13 protein-coding genes are annotated in these 17558 nt (G+C 34.4%); 12 read left to right on the top strand and 1 reads right to left on the bottom strand.

All coding sequences use genetic code 11. The features are described from left to right. The first annotated feature begins 24 nt into the window (after nucleotides 1–24). The 6 genes from OD917_RS05940 (at nucleotide 25) to OD917_RS05915 (ending at nucleotide 12643) form a co-directional block, all read left to right on the top strand. A complete protein-coding gene (locus OD917_RS05940; protein WP_263522632.1) occupies nucleotides 25–855 on the top strand; it encodes a BRO family protein in 831 nt (276 codons plus the stop codon). Nucleotides 856–1102: 247 nt separating this feature from the next. Then, complete coding sequence (locus OD917_RS05935; protein WP_263522631.1) at nucleotides 1103–2248, top strand: sialidase family protein; 1146 nt, start codon at nucleotides 1103–1105, stop codon at nucleotides 2246–2248. Nucleotides 2249–2413: 165 nt separating this feature from the next. Beyond that, nucleotides 2414–3298 carry a sugar phosphate isomerase/epimerase family protein gene (locus tag OD917_RS05930; RefSeq protein ID WP_263522630.1) on the top strand — a complete coding sequence of 295 codons (885 nt, stop codon included), beginning with the start codon at nucleotides 2414–2416 and terminating at the stop codon, nucleotides 3296–3298. 152 nt (nucleotides 3299–3450) lie between these two features. Next, complete coding sequence (locus OD917_RS05925; RefSeq protein ID WP_263522628.1) at nucleotides 3451–6180, top strand: glycoside hydrolase family 20 zincin-like fold domain-containing protein; 2730 nt, start codon at nucleotides 3451–3453, stop codon at nucleotides 6178–6180. Between the two features lie 371 nt (nucleotides 6181–6551). After that, the gene (locus OD917_RS05920; protein WP_263522627.1) at nucleotides 6552–10082 is read left to right on the top strand and encodes a malectin domain-containing carbohydrate-binding protein; all 3531 of its coding nucleotides are present in this window, start codon (nucleotides 6552–6554) and stop codon (nucleotides 10080–10082) included. Between the two features lie 152 nt (nucleotides 10083–10234). After that, entirely contained in the window at nucleotides 10235–12643 is a 2409-nt protein-coding gene (locus OD917_RS05915) for a sugar-binding domain-containing protein (protein ID WP_263522626.1), read from the top strand. A 717-nt stretch (nucleotides 12644–13360) separates the two neighbouring features. On the opposite strand, the gene OD917_RS05910 is transcribed toward OD917_RS05915, so the two are convergent. Further along, nucleotides 13361–13603, bottom strand: a complete 243-nt coding sequence (locus OD917_RS05910; RefSeq protein ID WP_263522625.1) for a hypothetical protein — start codon at nucleotides 13601–13603, stop codon at nucleotides 13361–13363. Nucleotides 13604–13645: 42 nt separating this feature from the next. Here OD917_RS05910 and OD917_RS05905 point away from each other — a divergent pair, with 42 nt between their 5' ends. From OD917_RS05905 to OD917_RS05880, 6 genes are read left to right on the top strand one after another with little or no spacing between them, the layout of a single operon-like run. Next, the gene (locus OD917_RS05905) at nucleotides 13646–14452 is read left to right on the top strand and encodes an SDR family oxidoreductase (RefSeq protein WP_263522624.1); all 807 of its coding nucleotides are present in this window, start codon (nucleotides 13646–13648) and stop codon (nucleotides 14450–14452) included. 11 nt (nucleotides 14453–14463) lie between these two features. Continuing rightward, entirely contained in the window at nucleotides 14464–14769 is a 306-nt protein-coding gene (locus OD917_RS05900; protein ID WP_263522623.1) for a hypothetical protein, read from the top strand. 39 nt (nucleotides 14770–14808) lie between these two features. Beyond that, the gene (locus OD917_RS05895) at nucleotides 14809–15723 is read left to right on the top strand and encodes a helix-turn-helix domain-containing protein (protein WP_263522622.1); all 915 of its coding nucleotides are present in this window, start codon (nucleotides 14809–14811) and stop codon (nucleotides 15721–15723) included. A 3-nt stretch (nucleotides 15724–15726) separates the two neighbouring features. Beyond that, nucleotides 15727–16044, top strand: a complete 318-nt coding sequence (locus OD917_RS05890) for a MazG-like protein (RefSeq protein ID WP_263522620.1) — start codon at nucleotides 15727–15729, stop codon at nucleotides 16042–16044. Nucleotides 16045–16072: 28 nt separating this feature from the next. Next, on the top strand, nucleotides 16073–16630 hold the full coding sequence (locus OD917_RS05885; RefSeq protein ID WP_263522619.1) for a YdeI/OmpD-associated family protein: 558 nt from the start codon (nucleotides 16073–16075) through the stop codon (nucleotides 16628–16630). Nucleotides 16631–16678: 48 nt separating this feature from the next. Then, nucleotides 16679–17335: a Pr6Pr family membrane protein gene (locus tag OD917_RS05880; protein ID WP_263522618.1), complete on the top strand. Its 657-nt coding sequence runs from the start codon at nucleotides 16679–16681 to the stop codon at nucleotides 17333–17335. Nucleotides 17336–17558: the final 223 nt, after the last annotated feature.

The raw sequence follows: 17558 nt of genomic DNA, 5'->3' as shown, positions 1-17558 counted from the left end.
GCAGATTGTTGTAAAAAGTGATTTATGGATGCTATTAAAGTTTTTGAAGATAGAAAAGTACGAAGCCATTACGATAAGGATAATGAAACTTGGTATTTTTCTATAGTGGATATCATTGAAGCTTTAACTGATTCTAAGAACCCGACAGATTATTTAAAAAAAATCAGAAAAAGAGATATTGAACTTGGAAGCTACATAGGGACAAATTGTCCCCAGGTAACAATGCTGACTAATGGGAAAAAACGTAAAACATTGGCAGGTAACGTCGAGAATATTTTTAGAATAATACAATCCATTCCATCTCCTAAAGCTGAACCGTTTAAACAATGGCTGGCAAAAGTAGGTTATGAACGTATTCAGGAAATTCAGGATCCGGTGCAAAGTATTGACCGAGCCAGAGAAAACTGGAAACAGCATGGAAGAAGCGAAAAGTGGATTCAACAACGCATGATGGGACAGGAAACCCGAAATAAACTAACTGATTATTGGAAAGAAGCGGGTATTGAAGAGAAAAATGAATTTGCAATTCTAACTAATATTATTCATCAGGAGTGGACTGGTCTTTCAGTGAAAGAACATAAAGAAGCAAAGGGCTTAAAGTCGCAAAATCTTAGAGATCACATGAGTGAGGCTGAACTTATTTTTACAGCACTAGCCGAACTTTCTACAAGACAAATAGCCGAAAACGATGAAGCAAAAGGATTAACCGAAAATGCAGTGGCAAGCAAAAAGGGTGGAACAGTGGCAAAAAATGCGCGAGTTGAACTGGAACAACAAACAGGTAAAAATGTAGTAACAAACGAGAATTTTTTACCTCCTTCTGAAAGAAAAAAAACTTTGCCTAAGAAGAAATAATACTTTTTTCAAAAAGTTGGACTTTGAAAAAACTACTTTATTGCATAAAAACGAACTTAACTATTACGTTTTCGTCAGGAAATTATGCGATAAACGTTAAATAATCCGCATTTTTAATAATTCGGGACAGTACAGGATACATTGTTAATTTTTCGGTGTTATTTTTACACTTATTAAATATTTTTACCTAAAAAAATGTTAGGTATGTATTTATAGTCAAAAAAAATAATTCATAATTTAATTAAGAATGAAGATAACAAAATTAGCATTTGTCTTGTTTGGACTTTTCCTTTTAGGAAGTTGTAAATCGGCTTTAGAGAAAAAGACTTGGAAAGAAGGAATTTTAGTAGATCAATTTGTTTACGATAAAGCACCTTATCCGTCTTGTCACGCGATTACAATTGTTGAAGCTACAAATGGTGATTTAGTTGCCTCATGGTTTGGAGGAACGCACGAAAGAAATCCTGATGTTTGTATTTATGTAGCCATCAAACCAAAAGGAACCGATACTTGGAACGAAGGCGTAAAAGTTGCCGACGGTGTTATGAAAGAAGGCCCAAGATTACCAACTTGGAACCCTGTTTTATATCAGATTCCAGGTGGCGATTTAATGTTATTCTACAAAATAGGGCCAAAACCATCAGAATGGTGGGGCGTAATCAGAACTTCATCTGATGGCGGTAAAACTTGGTCTGAGGCGAAAAAAATGCCAGACGGTTTCTTAGGGCCAATCAAAAATAAACCTGTTTTATTAAGCAACGGAACTTTATTATGTCCGTCAAGTATCGAAGGCGATGGCTGGAGACTTCGCATGGAATCTACTCCAGATTTTGGAAAAACTTGGGTAATGGGCGATACGCTTCCAAGAGGGAAACAAAAAATTAATGCGATTCAACCAAGTATTTTATTCCACAAAGATGGAAGTATTCAAGCAATTGGAAGAACTCGAAACAGAGCGATTTTCAGCACATTTTCAAAAGACAACGGAAAAACTTGGTCGGATGTTGAGTTAATCGGACTTCCAAATAACAACTCAGGAACAGATGCTGTAACACTTAAAGACGGCAGACATTTATTGGTTTACAATCACGTTTTACCTCCAGGAAAAGAAGCTAAAGGCCCAAGAACGCCTTTAAATGTCTCGGTTTCAAAAGACGGAATTCATTGGAATGCTGCTTTGGTTTTAGAAGATTCAAAAATCAGCCAATATTCTTATCCATCGATGATTCAAAGTTCAGACGGTATGGTTCATATTGTTTACACTTGGAGAAGAGAAAAACTGAAATATGTGAAAATCGATCCAAGTAAATTAGTGGCACTTCCAATCAAAAATGGAGTTTGGCCAGGTGAAGAAGGAAAAGTAGTTACAGCAGTAAAAGCCGAAGAAGAATAAAAATAAAATAAATTGAACCATTAAGAGATTAAGAAAATTAAGTTGTTGTGCTTATTTAATCTTTAAAAATAACATTAAGCTTAACTTTCTTAATCTTTTAATGGCAAAATTATAAAAGCATTTAAGCTTAATTCCCTTAATATCTTAATGGTAAAACAAATTAACATGAAGCTAAATAAAAACTTATTTGTTGCACTACTTGTTGTTCTATCAACAACATTCAATAGCTGTGCAACGGCTCAGTCTTCCAATAAAAAGCAAAAATATAAAGTTGCAGTTTGTGACTGGATGATTTTAAAAAGACAAAAATTAGGGGCTTTTGGTTTGGCTGCTGAATTAAAAGCCGATGGAATCGAATTGGATATGGGAGGTTTAGGAAACCGTCCGACGTTTGACAGTAAGCTAGGCGATCCTATAGAAAGACAAAAATTTTTAGATAAATCAAAAGAAACTGGAGTTGGAATTAGTTCAATTGCTATGTCTGGATTTTACGCACAGTCATTTGCCACAAGAGAAATCACGCCAATGATTACGGATTGTATTCAGGCGATGAAAAACATGAAAGTAAAAGTGGCGTATCTTCCATTAGGAACACAAACCGATTTAGTTAAAAATCCGGAATTGCGTCCAGAAGTAATTAAAAGATTGCAATGGGCAGGAAAAGAAGTGGGGAAAATAGGCGGTGTAATTGCGATTGAAACCTCTTTAGACGCGACAGAAGAGAAAAAACTTTTAGACGAAGTAGGTTCAAAATACATTAAAAGCTCTTTCAATTTTGCGAATGCTCTAGATAATAAAAGAGATATTTCTTCAGAATTGAAAATATTAGGAAAGAAATATGTAGCACAAATTCACGCTTCGAATACAGATCAATTTTGGTTAGAAAATGACAAAGCGATCGATATGCCAAAAATCAAAGCAACATTAGATGAAATGAAATGGAGCGGATGGCTGATTGTAGAGCGTTCTCGTGATGTTACTCAAGTTCACAATGTAAAAGCCAATTACGGAGCAAATGTGGCTTATTTGAAGAAGATTTTTCAGAATTAAACAATAAACAGTGATCAATATGTAATCGTTAAACAACACAATTTTTCACTATAAATCTGCCGAATTTGCTAAGTCTGCGAGAGATATTTTTCACGCAGATCGGGCAGATTTAGCAGATTATTTTTAGAATGAATACCCAAAAACAGCATACTATGAAATATTTACAATTACTTTTTTTATGTCTTTACGTCTCTTTCGCGACAGCGCAAAACATCACAGTTGTGAGTGATGCAAATTCGCCGAGAGCAAAATTTGGAGCAGAGAAATTATCAGAAACACTTTCTTTAAAAGGTTTCAAAGTAACTTCTTCTGCTAAATTCAAAAAATCAAAAGATAAAGTAATTGTTATTGGAGAAAAAGGAACCGATTTCTGGAAACAGAATGCCAAAAGTGCTAAAATCGACGATACCAAATTATCTAAAAAAGAAGGTTTCCAGATTCGTACTCAAAATAATGTCATTTATATTGAAGGAGCAGATGCTTCAGGAACTTTGTATGGCGCTTTGGAATTGACAGACCGTATTAAAAATTCAGGACAACTTCCGTCAGAAATTAATATCGATGACAGTCCGGAAATGGTTTTAAGAGGAGCCTGTATCGGAATGCAGAAACCGGTTTATCTTCCAGGTAGAGATGTTTATGAATATCCGTATACGCCAGAAACTTTTCCATGGTTTTACGATAAAGCATTATGGATAAAATACCTAGACATGTTGGTAGAAAACCGCATGAATTCTTTGTATTTATGGAACGGACATCCGTTTGCTTCTTTGGTAAAACTAAAAGAATATCCGTTTGCTGTTGAAGTAAGCGACGAAGATTTCAAAAAAAATGAAGAAATTTATAAATTCTTAACAGTTGAAGCCAACAAACGCGGAATCTGGGTAATTCAGATGTTTTATAATATTATTGTTTCTAAGCCTTTTGCAGAGCATTACAACATTAAAACTCAGGATCGTTCAAGACCTATTACGTCTCTATTGTCTGATTATACTAGAAAATCTATCGCAGCATTCATTGAAAAATATCCAAATGTTGGATTGATGGTTTGTTTGGGAGAAGCTATCAATACGGTTGATGATGATGTGGAATGGTTTACAAAAACGATTATTCCTGGTGTTCGAGATGGTTTGCAAGCATTAGGAAAAACAGAAGAACCACCAATTATCCTTCGTTCTCATGATACAGACGGACCTTTGGTAATGGAAAAATCACTTCCGTTATACAAGAATCTTTATACGGAAAGTAAATATACAGGAGAATCTTTAACGACTTATACACCGGGTGGGCCTTGGGGAGAAACGCATAAACAGTTGAGTGCTCTTAAATCCATTCATATTGAGAATGTTCATATTTTGGCAAATCTAGAACCTTTTAGATACGGTTCACCAGATTTCATTCAGAAAACGGTAAAAGCAATGCATAGCGTTCACGGAGCAAATGCTTTACACTTATATCCGCAGGCATCGTATTGGGATTGGCCGTATTCAGCAGATAAGACGAAATCAGGAGAGCGTTTATTAGAAATGGATCGTGACTGGATTTGGTACAAAGCTTGGGCAAGATATGCTTGGGATAGCAAAAGAGACCGTAACGAAGAAGTTAAATTTTGGGATAAAGATTTGGCTTCAAAATACGGAACTTCTCAGGAAGCTGCTAACAACATTTTAAAAGCTTACGAAGAAACTGGAGAAATCGCGCCAAAAACATTAAGACGTTTCGGAATCACAGAAGGAAACCGTCAGACTTTATTGTTGGGAATGTTCGAAAGTCAGTTGGTAAATCCATCAAAATGGAGAGTTTATCCGGGATTCCACGAATCTTGTGGGCCAGCGGGCGAATTGCTTTTAGAATATGCTAAAAAAGAATGGAACAAAGAACCACATTCTGGCGAACTTCCAACACAAATTATTGCCGAAATTACGGAGCACGGAAGATTGGCAGTTGAAGCAATAGACAAAGCCGAAGCCAGAGTAACCAAAGATAAAGAAGAATTTGCACGTCTTAAAAATGACATTCATGCCTACAAAGCGTTTGCCGATTTCTTCTCAGAAAAAGTAAAAGCAGCTTTATTGGTTTTAAGATACAGTTATTCCAACGACATTGCCGATTTAGACAAAGCAATGCCTCATTTAGAGAAAAGCATCGAGCATTACGAATTATTGGTAAACTTGACAAAAGATACATATTACTATGCGAATAGTATGCAGACCGCTCAACGCCGAATTCCGATTGGAGGAGACGACGGAAACAATAAAACTTGGGCAGAGTTATTACCGCATTATGAACGTGAATTGGCTAATTTTAAAAGAAATTTAGAAAAGCTAAAATCCTCAAAAGACGGTAAAATTGAAACCAAAGAAGGAAAACCTTGGAAAACGGCAGAAGTAACTTTTATTGACGAAAAACCGGGAACTTATTTAGTTAAAACTGGAACAAAAGTGTACGGAACAGATATTTCTGAATTGACAAAAATTGCTCCTGAGCTTCAAAACTTAAAAGGATTTACTTTCGTAGAAAATGATCAGAACGAAAAAGGAACACATTTAAAGTTTAGAAATACAAAAGCTGTTAAATTAGTTGTGGGGTATTTCAATTCAGATCAAAAAAGATTTTTGTTGCCACCAAGTTTAGAAACCGATGCAGCAGGAAACGCTCACGGTCAAGCCGAAGTGATTTTGGCAAGCGCCATGAATTTAAAAGAGCTTCCACGTGTAAATATTCATACATACACTTTCCAACCGGGCGAGAATAAATTAGATTTAGGAAAAGGAAAAGTATTGATTTTAGGTTTCATCGACGCAGATCAAACCGTAACGCCACGTGATGTCGGATATATTGATGCAGGAGAAAAAGCAGCTATCGACTGGTTGTTTTATTAATAATTTTGGCGTGTCCCTCCGGGTCGGGCTTTCGGCTATATCTTTTATTCCGCTCCGCTACATAAAAGGATACCGCCTCAATCCCTCACGCGAACTCGTTGTTAATTTAGACCTAACATGTTTTTAAAATCTGTTAGTTTTAATTGAAAATATAAACACAATCTTGTCATCCCGAGGAACGAGGGATCTTCGCAAGAAACTCCGTACAGTTTGTCATTTCGACCGAAGGGAGAAATCACACGCGGGATTCGACAAAGATAGGGAATAACTGTACGGAGTTTCTAGTGTGATTTCTCCCTTCGGTCGAAATGACAAAACAGGTAAAATAAAAACTTAAACAACCTTATAATCACTTATATGGTTTTAAAAATATGAATAGAATAGTTTTTTTTATTTTTTGTTTTTTCTCAAGTCTTTGCTCTGTTTGGAGTCAGAGCAAAGATTCAGGGAAGTTTCGTAAAGAAATTTCGCTGAATTCGTCTTGGGAAACCGTAATCTTGGAAAATCTTCCCGCACAGGAAGAGAGGTTTGTAGACCATCCAGAAACTGATTCCAATTGGCAGAAGGTTAGTGTGCCTCACAATTGGGATCAGTATTATGGTTTTAGAAGAACAAAACATGGAAATTTACACGGTACCGCTTGGTACAAGAAAGTATTAAAACTTGATAAAAAAGACAGTTCAAAACAGCATTTTCTTTATTTCGAAGGTGTTAGTTCGTACGCTACTGTTTGGGTAAATGGCAAAAAAGTTGGAGAACACAAAGGTGGAAGAACTACTTTCACTTTAGACATTACCAAAGCTGTTTCTTTCAACAAAGAAAATATCATTTTAGTAAAAGCTTCACATCCGTCCTTTATTGCAGATCTTCCTTGGGTTTGCGGAGGTTGTTCAGGAGAATGGGGATTTTCAGAAGGTTCTCAGCCAATGGGAATTTTCAGGCCTGTTACTTTAGTTATAACAAACGATGTCAGAATTCAGCCTTTTGGCGTTCATATTTGGAATGATAAATCGGTTTCTAAACAAAAAGTGATTCTTCATACAACAACTGAAGTAAAGAATTACGGTACTTCACAGCGAAATTTGACAATTGAAAATATTCTTTTGGATGCTTCAGGAAAAAAAGTTGCTATTATAAAAAGCGATAACAAAATCAATTCGGGAGAAGCAAAAGAAATAGCGCAGACACTTCCTGAGATTCAAAATCCGAAATTATGGTCGCCATCGAATCCGTATTTGTATAAATTGGTTACTTCGGTTTATGAAAACGGAAAAATAATCGATCAGTTAACAACGCCTTATGGAATTCGCTGGGTAAGCTGGCCTGTAAGCCGTGACGGAAAAGACAATCGTTTTTTCATTAATGACGAACCTGTTTTTATAAATGGTGTCTGCGAATATGAACATTTAATTGGAAAAAGCCATTCGTTTTCAGACGAAATGATTCATTCCAGAATTGAACAGATCAAAGCTGGCGGATTTAATGCTTTTAGAGAAGCACATCAGCCTCATAATTTATTATATCAAAAAGAACTGGACGAAAACGGAATCTTATTTTGGAGTCAGTTTTCTGCGCATATTTGGTACGATACACCAGAATTCAAAGAAAACTTTAAAACTCTTCTAAGAGAATGGATTAAAGAACGCAGAAACAGTCCGTCTGTAGTAATGTGGGGATTGCAGAACGAAAGTACGATCCCAAAAGAATTTGCCGAAGAATGCACGCAGATAATCCGTGAAATGGATCCGTTATCGGCTTCACAAAGAATCGTAACTACTTGTAACGGTGGAGAAGGAACAGATTGGAATGTAGTTCAAAACTGGTCTGGAACGTATGGAGGAGATCCGTTAAAATATCATCTGGAAATGACAACTCAGTTATTAAACGGTGAATACGGCGCATGGCGTTCAGCCGATTTACATACCGAAGGTGAATTCGACCAAAAAGGAACTTTAAGCGAAAACCGTTTTTCTCAGTTAATGGAAATTAAAGTTAGAGAAGCAGAATCGGTAAAAGATAAAATTGCGGGACAATTCAACTGGCTTTTTGCTTCGCATGAAAATCCGGGACGTGTGCAGAACGGAGAAGGTTTTAGAGATATTGATAAAGTCGGCCCAGTAAATTACAAAGGTCTTTTTACGATTTGGGGCGAACCTTTGGATGCGTTTTATATGTATCGAGCGAATTATGTGTCGAACAAAACCAATCCGATGGTTTATATCGTTTCGCATACTTGGCCAAGCCGTTGGGAAACTGCGGGAATCAAAAACGGAATCGATATTTATTCGAATTGTGATGAAGTAGAATTGTTTAATGATGTCAATAAAGTTTCACTTGGAAAACTAAAAAATCCAGGAATCGGACAACATTTTCAGTTCAATAATGTCAATATTCAGTACAATGTTTTGTATGCTGTTGGATATGTAAACGGGAAAGCGGTTGCTAAAGATTATATTGTTTTAAATAACCTTCCAAAAGCGCCCAATTTTAAGACTTTAATAGCAGAGAAAACTGATATTACAAAAGCGAAAAGCGGTTACAATTATATTTACAGAGTAAATTGCGGAGGTTCTGAATTGACAGATTCTGCTGGAAATACTTGGTTTAGCGATACACACAAAAACGGAAAAAACACTTGGGGTTCATTATCTTGGACAGATAATTTTGAAAAACTGCCAGACTTTTTTGCAAGTCAAAGAACAACTTTCGATCCGATAAATGGTACAAAAGATCCAGAGTTATTTCAAAGTTTTAGATACGGAGTTGACAAACTGCGTTACGAATTTCCAGCGCCAAACGGAGAATATTTAGTCGAATTATATTTCGCAGAACCTTGGTACGGAACTGGCGGAGGTTTAGACTGCAAAGGATGGCGTTTGTTTGATGTTGCCATCAATGATAATGTAGTTTTAAAAGATTTTGATATTTGGGCAGAAGCTGGACATGATAATGCTTTAAAGAAAACATTCAAAGTAAAAAGCACAAACGGCAAAATTGTCATTTCGTTTCCGAATGTAAAAGCTTCTCAAGCGATTATTTCGGCAATTGCAATTGCGACGAAAGATATTCATGCAAGACCAGCGTCTGAATCTTCAAAAAATATTGAAAACTTGATTTTAAGTGCTTATGATAAAAGTCGAAATTGGGTAGCTTCTTGGTTAGATATCAATTCAAAACAATATTCAAATTCAGAAATTATATTTACAGAATTGCCTTCAGAAGTTTTTGGAGCAGATTATTTACAATTTTCTTCTAATTCAAAAGTTTCGGGATCATTCACAGCGAAAGAAGAATCAACTGTTTATGTTTTAGTTGATAGTAAAATCAAAACATTAAAAGGGCTTTCAGATTATAAAAAAATAGAAGAAAAAGCAAAAAACAGCAACGGAATTTCATTTGATGTTTTCGCTAAAAAAGTAAAAAAAGGCGAGAAAGTTCTTTTTGATAATTCAGAGACTATAAGTACAATTGCAGTAGTTCCAACGTATGATATGGGTGAAAAAGACGATTCTAGACCAGTCGTAATTATCGAAGCAGAAAAAACAAAAACAACTGGAACTGGAATCGAAAAAGGAAATTTCAAAAAAGCAGATTATATTGAGTTCACTAAAAAAACAAATAACAGTATCGAGTTTGAAGTAAAACCGGGCGTTGCGGGAATTTATTTAATGCGTTTCCGTTTTATGAATCGAAATGAAACGCCATTAAAAGTCAAATTCAAAATGGAAGATGCGTACGGAATTTTAATGCGAAATGATACGATTGAATTTTTCCCTTCGCCAGAAAAATGGAAGATTTTAAATACAACATCAGGGGGTTATATTAATGCAGGGACTTATAAAATTACGTTGGAAGGTGATGATTTGAAAGGGCTAATGTTAGATAACTTCGAATTTCAGTAAATAAAAATAATTTCGCAAAGTCGCAAAGGAAATTAAACCATATAAGTGATATAAGATAATTTAAGTTTTGTTTTAAATGAACTTAAATTACTTATATGGTTCAGAAAAAAAACTTTGCGCTTTTGCGACTTTGCGAGAGAAAAAATAAAAATATGGTTAAGAAAATTACACTTGCATTTGCAATCTTGCTTTCTGTTTCAATTTTTGCACAAAAGCAAGTCAGAATTGTAGAAGACTTTAATAAAAACTGGAACTTTAAATTAGGAGATTATCCAGAAGCGGTAAACGCTAATTTCAATGCTTCGGATTGGAGAGCGCTTCAATTACCACACGATTGGAGTATTGAAGGCGCATTTGATAAAGATGCAAAAACCAAACAAGCGCAAGGATTTTTACCAGCAGGAAAAGGCTGGTATCGTAAAACTTTTACTATTCCGGCAAGTTGGAAAAGCAAAACCATTTCAATCGAATTTGACGGTGTTTTTAAGAATAGCGAAGTTTTTATCAATGGGAAATCATTGGGAGTTCGTCCAAATGGTTATATTTCTTTTGGTTACGATTTGTCTCCATATTTAAATTATGGACAATCGAATATTATCGCCGTAAAAGTGGATAACGATGCCCAGCCAAATTCAAGATGGTATACAGGTTCTGGAATTTACAGAAATGTGAGATTGGTGGCAAGTGAAAAATTACACGTTGGAAAATGGGGAACTTTTGTAACTACACCAGAGGTTTCGACAGCGAAATCAAAAGTACATTTAGAAGTTACAATTGATAATGATAATGATACTGCGAGAGAATTTACATTGGTTACGTCTATTTTAGATGCTAAGAATAAAGAAGTGGCAAATAAGATTTCTATAGAGAAAATCGGAGCGAAAACATTTGAAACTAAAGTGCATAATCTTGATGTTCTAAAAGCACAATTATGGAATACTGAAAATCCGTATTTGTATAAAGTTGTCACAAAAATCTATGATAAATCTGTTTTAGTTGATAATTATGAAACGCCGCTCGGATTTAGATATTTTAATTTCGATTCAGAAAAAGGTTTTTCATTAAATGGTGTTCCAACCAAGATTTACGGAGTTTGTCTGCATCATGATAATGGTGCTTTAGGAGCGGTAGAAAACATTCACGCCGTTAGAAGAAAACTGACTTTAATGAAAGAAATGGGAGCCAACGCTATTAGAATGTCTCATAATCCGCATTCTTTGGAAATGATGCAATTGTGCGACGAAATGGGATTTATTGTTCAGGACGAAGCTTTTGACGTTTGGAAAAAGAAAAAAGTAACAAACGATTACCATAAAGATTGGGATGCTTGGCATAAACAGGATTTAGAAGATTTTATCAAAAGAGACCGTAATCATCCATCGGTTATGATGTGGAGTATCGGGAATGAAATCAGAGAACAGTTCGATTCGACTGGAATTGCGATTACAAGAGAATTGGCTAAAATTGTTAAATCTTTAGATGTCACTCGTCCCGTAACTTCGGCTTTGACCGAAAATGTAATTGAGAAAAACTTTATTTACCAATCGGGAGCTTTAGATCTTTTAGGATTCAATTATAAACATGAAGATTATAAAGATTTTCCAACTAAATTTAAAGGACAAAAAATATTGGCATCAGAAAGTGTTTCGGCTTTGGAAACGCGTGGGCATTATGATCAATCTGATGTCATTAAAGCCTGGCCAACAAAACACGGTGCTCCGTTTGACGGAAATGCAGATTGGACGGTTTCGGCTTACGATCAGGTAAAATCATATTGGGGCGCTACACACGAAGAAAACTGGAAAACAATTAAAAGTCAGGATTTCATGGCGGGAACTTTTATCTGGACAGGTTTTGATTATATCGGAGAACCTGATCCGTATCCGTATCCTGCGAGAAGTTCATATTTCGGAATCGTTGACTTAGCAGGACTTCCAAAAGATGTATATTATATGTACCAAAGCGAATGGTCGAAAAAAACGGTTCTTCATATTCTCCCGCATTGGAATTGGACAAAAGATCAGGAAATCAACGTTTGGGCATATTACAATAATGCAGATGAAGTAGAATTATTCTTGAACGGTAAATCGCTTGGCAAAAAGTCAAAACAAAATGATGATCTGCATATTGAATGGAAAGTGAAGTTTGAACCAGGAACTTTAAAAGCTGTTTCAAGAAAAGCAGGAAAAGTAATTTTAGAAAAGGAAATCAAAACTGCGGGACAAGCTTCTAAAATTGATTTAAAAGTTGATAAACCATCAATTAAAAATGACACTTACGATTTGATTTATGTAACCGTTTCAATGGTTGATAAAGACGGAAACGTATTACCAAATGCTATGGATTTAATTAATTTTGAAGTAAATGGTGGAGGAAAATTAGTTGGTGTTGATAATGGTTATCAGGCCAATTTGGAGTCTTTTAAAGCAAATTCCTGTAAATTTTTTAATGGGAAATGTGTTGTTATTATTCAGTCGAATGGAAAGGATGACAATATTCATTTGAAGGCGACGGCTGGAAATGGAATTCCGGTTTCTTCAGTTGAAATTAAAGTGAATTAAAAAACATAAAAACTTAGAAAACTCCATTAGAAATAATGGAGTTTTTTTATTTCATTATGAAGCTTTTAGTGTGTTCTTTTTTCTAACTTTCACATTTATAAGAAAATATTATAAATGAGAAAAATTATATGTTTTGTATTTCTTGCATTTTGTATTTCATGCACAAATAAAACTGAAAATCAAATAATGGATAATTCATTCAGCTTAAAAGAGGTTGATGTAGCCCTTATTTATTCAAAAAAGCTAGATGAGTTTCGTTGTTTATTATACAACGTAACCGATACAATCAAAGATCAAAAAAAAACTTGGTATAATATTTACGTTTGATATTAAGATTAATCATAATCCTAAATCTCGTAATTCTGATGGTTGCGGTTGTGCTATTGAGCCAGGACTTGGAGGTTCTGCTGATGAAATTAAAAGTCTCAAAATTTTATTAAAAAATAATAAAAAGGAAATCGATATTACTAAGATACTTGGTAATATTGAAGAATCTGTTTTATATAATCCAATAGAAAATTTTGATAAAAGACGATTTGATAAAAATGATTTTAGTTGTGTTTGTTTAGATAGAAAAAGTAATCAATATGTTGAATATTTAAACAAAAACTATTTAGGAGGAAGAGTTTATCGAAAAGTAGACCCAAGAAGAGTTCCTATTTTAGAAAATCCAAATGATTTCATTTCTTGGTTTAATAACTTTAATAATGATAAATTTCAAGTTGGCTTTTCCTCTAAAAATATAACTTCGGGCAGAGGTTTTTTACGCACTAATTTTCCATTTTGGTTTCCAGACCATTTTTTTAATACTTTAAAAAAATACAATTTGATTAAAATTATTGTAGAATTAAATGATGGACGAGTATTAGAAAAAGAACGAAAGTTAGTTATGATATGATGAGTTGTATCATTCGTCATTTTAGCTAATACATCTACCAAAACGGCTACAAACAACTTCATTTGTCGGCTGATCTTTGCATTATAATTTTAAAACAATTCAAAATGCAAAAGACAATTTTTATTACGGGAGCTTCAACAGGATTAGGAAAATCTACAGCAAAATTATTTCAAAGTAAAGGATGGCAGGTTATTGCGACTATGCGAAATCCGGAAAAGGAAACCGAATTAAACCAATTGGAGAACGTAATTGTACTTCCGTTAGATGTTACAAATCCAGAACAGATTGATTCAACAATCAAAAATGTTTTAGAGCAATATTCGATTGATGTGGTTCTGAATAATGCTGGTTATGGTTTAATTGGCGCTTTAGAATCTCTGGAAAATCATCAAATCGAACGTCAGATTACGACTAATTTATTTGGCGTAATTAGAGTTTCAAAAGCTTTTGTATCTCATTTCCGTGAGAAAAAGAGCGGTACTTTTATCAATATTACTTCTACTTTCGGATTAATGGGATTTCCTACTTGTTCGATTTACAGCGCTACAAAATTTGCGGTAGACGGATTTTCTGAAAGTCTAGCATCCGAATTAGTTCAATTTGGAATACAGGTAAAAGTAGTGGCGCCAGGCGGAATGAAAACAGATTTTGCCATTCGATCCATGGAAGTCGGGCAGCACAAGGCTTATGAAAAACTAACTTTAGAAGTCAGTAAAGGTTACAGCGCAGAACAGATTGATAATTATACAAAGGCTGAAGAGGTTGCCCAAATTATTTACGAAGCAGCAACAGATAATAAAAATCAGCTGCGATATGTGGCAGGAAAAGATGCTAATGCATTGTATAATGAACGATTAAGTTTGGGAGCTGAAACTCAGGTTCAGAATATCAAATCAATGTTTACTTTTTAATTTAAGATTGTATGAAAAATCAAGCCGTAGAATTAACTACTTTTAGACTAAAAGGTTTTACAACCAAACAATTTATTGAGGCGAATGATGAAATTGATGCTTTTTTAAAGCGTCAAAAGGGATTTCGTTCCCGAACTATTTACGAGCTGAAAAAGGATATTGTTTACGATTTATTGGTTTGGGACAGTGTGGAAGAAGGTACTAATGCAATGCATAAATTAATGACAGAACTGAGCGATTCTCCTGTACATGATATGATTGATCAAAGTACTGTTAGCTGGAATATTGCGCCAATACAACATTTTGTAAATTTGTAAAAATAGGAGCATTTTTAACTCTTAATTTAATTCATAAAAATGAAAAATCAGCCAAGGATATTTAATTCGATTTCGGAGTTGCATAAAGCGATGGGACAACCAAAGCCAATGCATCCGCTGATTAGCATCCTGAATTATGGTGAAGCGATTTTTGACCCTGAAGATTTTGAAAACGGAATTATTCTGGATTTCTATAAAATATCTTTTAAAACAAACTTTACTGGTAAATTGCGCTATGGACATGGTTTCTATGATTTTGAAGAAGGCGGAATGTCATTTGTGTCTCCGGGACAAGTTTTGAAAATGCAGGATGAAGAAGCCGATTACAGCGGAATGTCATTGAATATTCATCCTGATTTTTTCCGACCTTATGCGCTTAATGAGGCTATTAAAAAATATGGATTCTTTTCTTATTCGGCTTCTGAAGCTTTATATCTTTCAGAGAAAGAAAAAGAAACTATTCTAGGAGTTTTTAATAATATTAAGGATGAATTGAATGAACGTATAGACAATTTTAGTCAGGATGTTATTATTTCGCAGATCGAACTTTTGCTTAATTACAGCAATCGCTTTTATAATCGGCAATTTATTACGCGAAAAGCAGTCAATAATGACATTCTGTCTAAATTAGAAAATCTGTTAAATGATTATTTCAATACCGATAAACCTTTAGAAAATGGTCTGCCAACGGTGCAATATGTTGCCGACGAATTACAACTGTCGTCCAGATATTTGAGTGATTTACTGAGAAGTATTTCGGGTCAAAACACGCAACAGTTCATTCATGATAAATTGATTGAAAAAGCAAAAGAATATATTGCAAAAGGAACTCTTTCAGTTTCTGAAATTGCCTATAAATTAGGTTTTGAGCATCCGCAGTCGTTCAATAAACTTTTTAAAAAGAAAACAAATGTAAGTCCGATTGCATTTAAAGAATTATTTACTAAAAACTAAATTATGGCATCATTAAATTTTGAAGAATTAAAACAACGTTCTGTTGAGATAAGAAAGCGTTATCACGAATTGGAAATAGCGCATCACGGAAGCGAATGGACGATAGAAGAAGATGCCTTGGCTTTTTTAACCGATGCAGGGTTAGTTGGCCGCCACGTCATGTCACAGCAAGGGAGATGGCCAAAAGCAAATACAGAAGAAGAATTAAAGCATAAAATTGGGGAATCCATTTGGTGGCTGACGGTTTTGGCTGAAAGAATGAACATCAATATTGAAACCGTTACAGAAGATTTCTTAGCTAAAACAGAAAAATTATTATAAGGTTTTATTAAAAAAAAAATAGATATAGATGACACCAACTTTCTTCGCACATCAATCAGAATTTAGAAAATGGCTTGAGAAAAACCATCAAAACGAAAAAGAGCTTTTGGTTGGTTTTTATAAAGTAACAAGCGGAAAACCTTCTCTAAGCTGGCCAGAATCTGTAGATCAGGCACTTTGTTTTGGGTGGATTGATGGTGTCAGAAAATCTATTGACAAGGATAGTTATACAATTCGATTTACTCCGAGAAAACCTTCTAGCATTTGGAGTGCGATTAATATTCAGAAAATGGAAGATTTGACTAAAGCTGGATTAATGACCGATGCGGGCTTGAAAGCTTTTAGTTTTAGAACCGAAAATAAGTCTAAGATTTATTCGCACGAAAAAGAGCCAGTTCCGCTTTTAGAATCTTATGAAAAAGAGTTTAAAAGCAATAAAGTCGCTTGGGAATTTTTTGAAAAACAAGCTCCTTCCTACAAGAAAGTGATGATTCATTGGATTATGAGTGCCAAACAGGAAAAAACACAGTTGTCACGACTTGAAAAAACTATTTTAGAAAGCGAAAAACAGAAAAGAGTCATGTAAATATTTCGAATAAAATCGTTACTTTAGTAATCTGACTTTAAGTGAAATATGGAAAAAGAAAATACCACGACAATTAAAGGGGAAATTTTGCTGGGTATTATTTTTGCTCTCGAATTGTACGCTTTGCCAACGCAGTTTTATTTATTATTAGAAGGAGGCCAATTTACCTTTTTTAGTGCTGCAGTTCGCTTTTTTAGTTTCTTTACCATTACCACAAATTCTGTAGTTTTCATTTGTACTGCCATGTTGTTGTTTGGCGGGAAAAATACCATAAATACTTTCTTTAGAAAATGTACCACAATCACTGCAATAACAGTTTATATTTTGATTGTTGGCATTGTTTTCAATTTACTTCTTCGTTCTATTGTCGATTTGCAAGGACATCATCGAATTGTAAGCGAAATTTTTCATGCTGTCGTACCGACTTTGTTTTTCTTTTATTGGCTGTTTTTTGTAAGTCCAGAAAAAATCTCTTTTAAAGCCATTTGGTTTTGGTTAGTTTACCCAATTATTTACATGATTTATACCATATTTCATGGTTTTATTTCCAACTTTTATCCTTATCCTTTTATTGATGTTACAAAACTTGGATTGCAAACAGCATTCGTAAATGGAGTTTTTGTTCTAATTGCTTTTGTGGTTTTGTCTGTGATTTTGATTTCGATTTCGAAAATTAGGACTAAGAAGATTAGCTTGGAAGACTAAAATAAAATATTCAATCTTCTAGTCAGGAATTGGCAAAAAAAGAAAGTTTATTCTTTCCTTCTTTCTCCTGAATTTTTTCTACGAATTTCCGGTTTCATCAATTTAATAGATCAAAAATATCTTGATTTTTGTATCTAAACTTCACTTTTTAGGTTATAATGGCTTCTTTTTTAAATCATTAAATAAAAAAAAGCATTATCTGAATGTCCCGTCATTACTAGTT

Source organism: Flavobacterium sp. SH_e (assembly GCF_025717045.1).
GTDB lineage: Bacteria > Bacteroidota > Bacteroidia > Flavobacteriales > Flavobacteriaceae > Flavobacterium.
Note: the sequence above shows the minus strand (reverse complement) of the source record. Positions and strands in the feature narration are given on the sequence as shown.

Coding starts and splice junctions, on each gene's coding strand:
- OD917_RS05940 (WP_263522632.1), top strand. CDS start 25: ATGGATGCTATTAAAGTTTTTGAAGATAGAAAAGTACGAAGCCATTAC.
- OD917_RS05935 (WP_263522631.1), top strand. CDS start 1,103: ATGAAGATAACAAAATTAGCATTTGTCTTGTTTGGACTTTTCCTTTTA.
- OD917_RS05930 (WP_263522630.1), top strand. CDS start 2,414: ATGAAGCTAAATAAAAACTTATTTGTTGCACTACTTGTTGTTCTATCA.
- OD917_RS05925 (WP_263522628.1), top strand. CDS start 3,451: ATGAAATATTTACAATTACTTTTTTTATGTCTTTACGTCTCTTTCGCG.
- OD917_RS05920 (WP_263522627.1), top strand. CDS start 6,552: ATGAATAGAATAGTTTTTTTTATTTTTTGTTTTTTCTCAAGTCTTTGC.
- OD917_RS05915 (WP_263522626.1), top strand. CDS start 10,235: ATGGTTAAGAAAATTACACTTGCATTTGCAATCTTGCTTTCTGTTTCA.
- OD917_RS05910 (WP_263522625.1), bottom strand. CDS start 13,603: ATGAAGTTGTTTGTAGCCGTTTTGGTAGATGTATTAGCTAAAATGACG.
- OD917_RS05905 (WP_263522624.1), top strand. CDS start 13,646: ATGCAAAAGACAATTTTTATTACGGGAGCTTCAACAGGATTAGGAAAA.
- OD917_RS05900 (WP_263522623.1), top strand. CDS start 14,464: ATGAAAAATCAAGCCGTAGAATTAACTACTTTTAGACTAAAAGGTTTT.
- OD917_RS05895 (WP_263522622.1), top strand. CDS start 14,809: ATGAAAAATCAGCCAAGGATATTTAATTCGATTTCGGAGTTGCATAAA.
- OD917_RS05890 (WP_263522620.1), top strand. CDS start 15,727: ATGGCATCATTAAATTTTGAAGAATTAAAACAACGTTCTGTTGAGATA.
- OD917_RS05885 (WP_263522619.1), top strand. CDS start 16,073: ATGACACCAACTTTCTTCGCACATCAATCAGAATTTAGAAAATGGCTT.
- OD917_RS05880 (WP_263522618.1), top strand. CDS start 16,679: ATGGAAAAAGAAAATACCACGACAATTAAAGGGGAAATTTTGCTGGGT.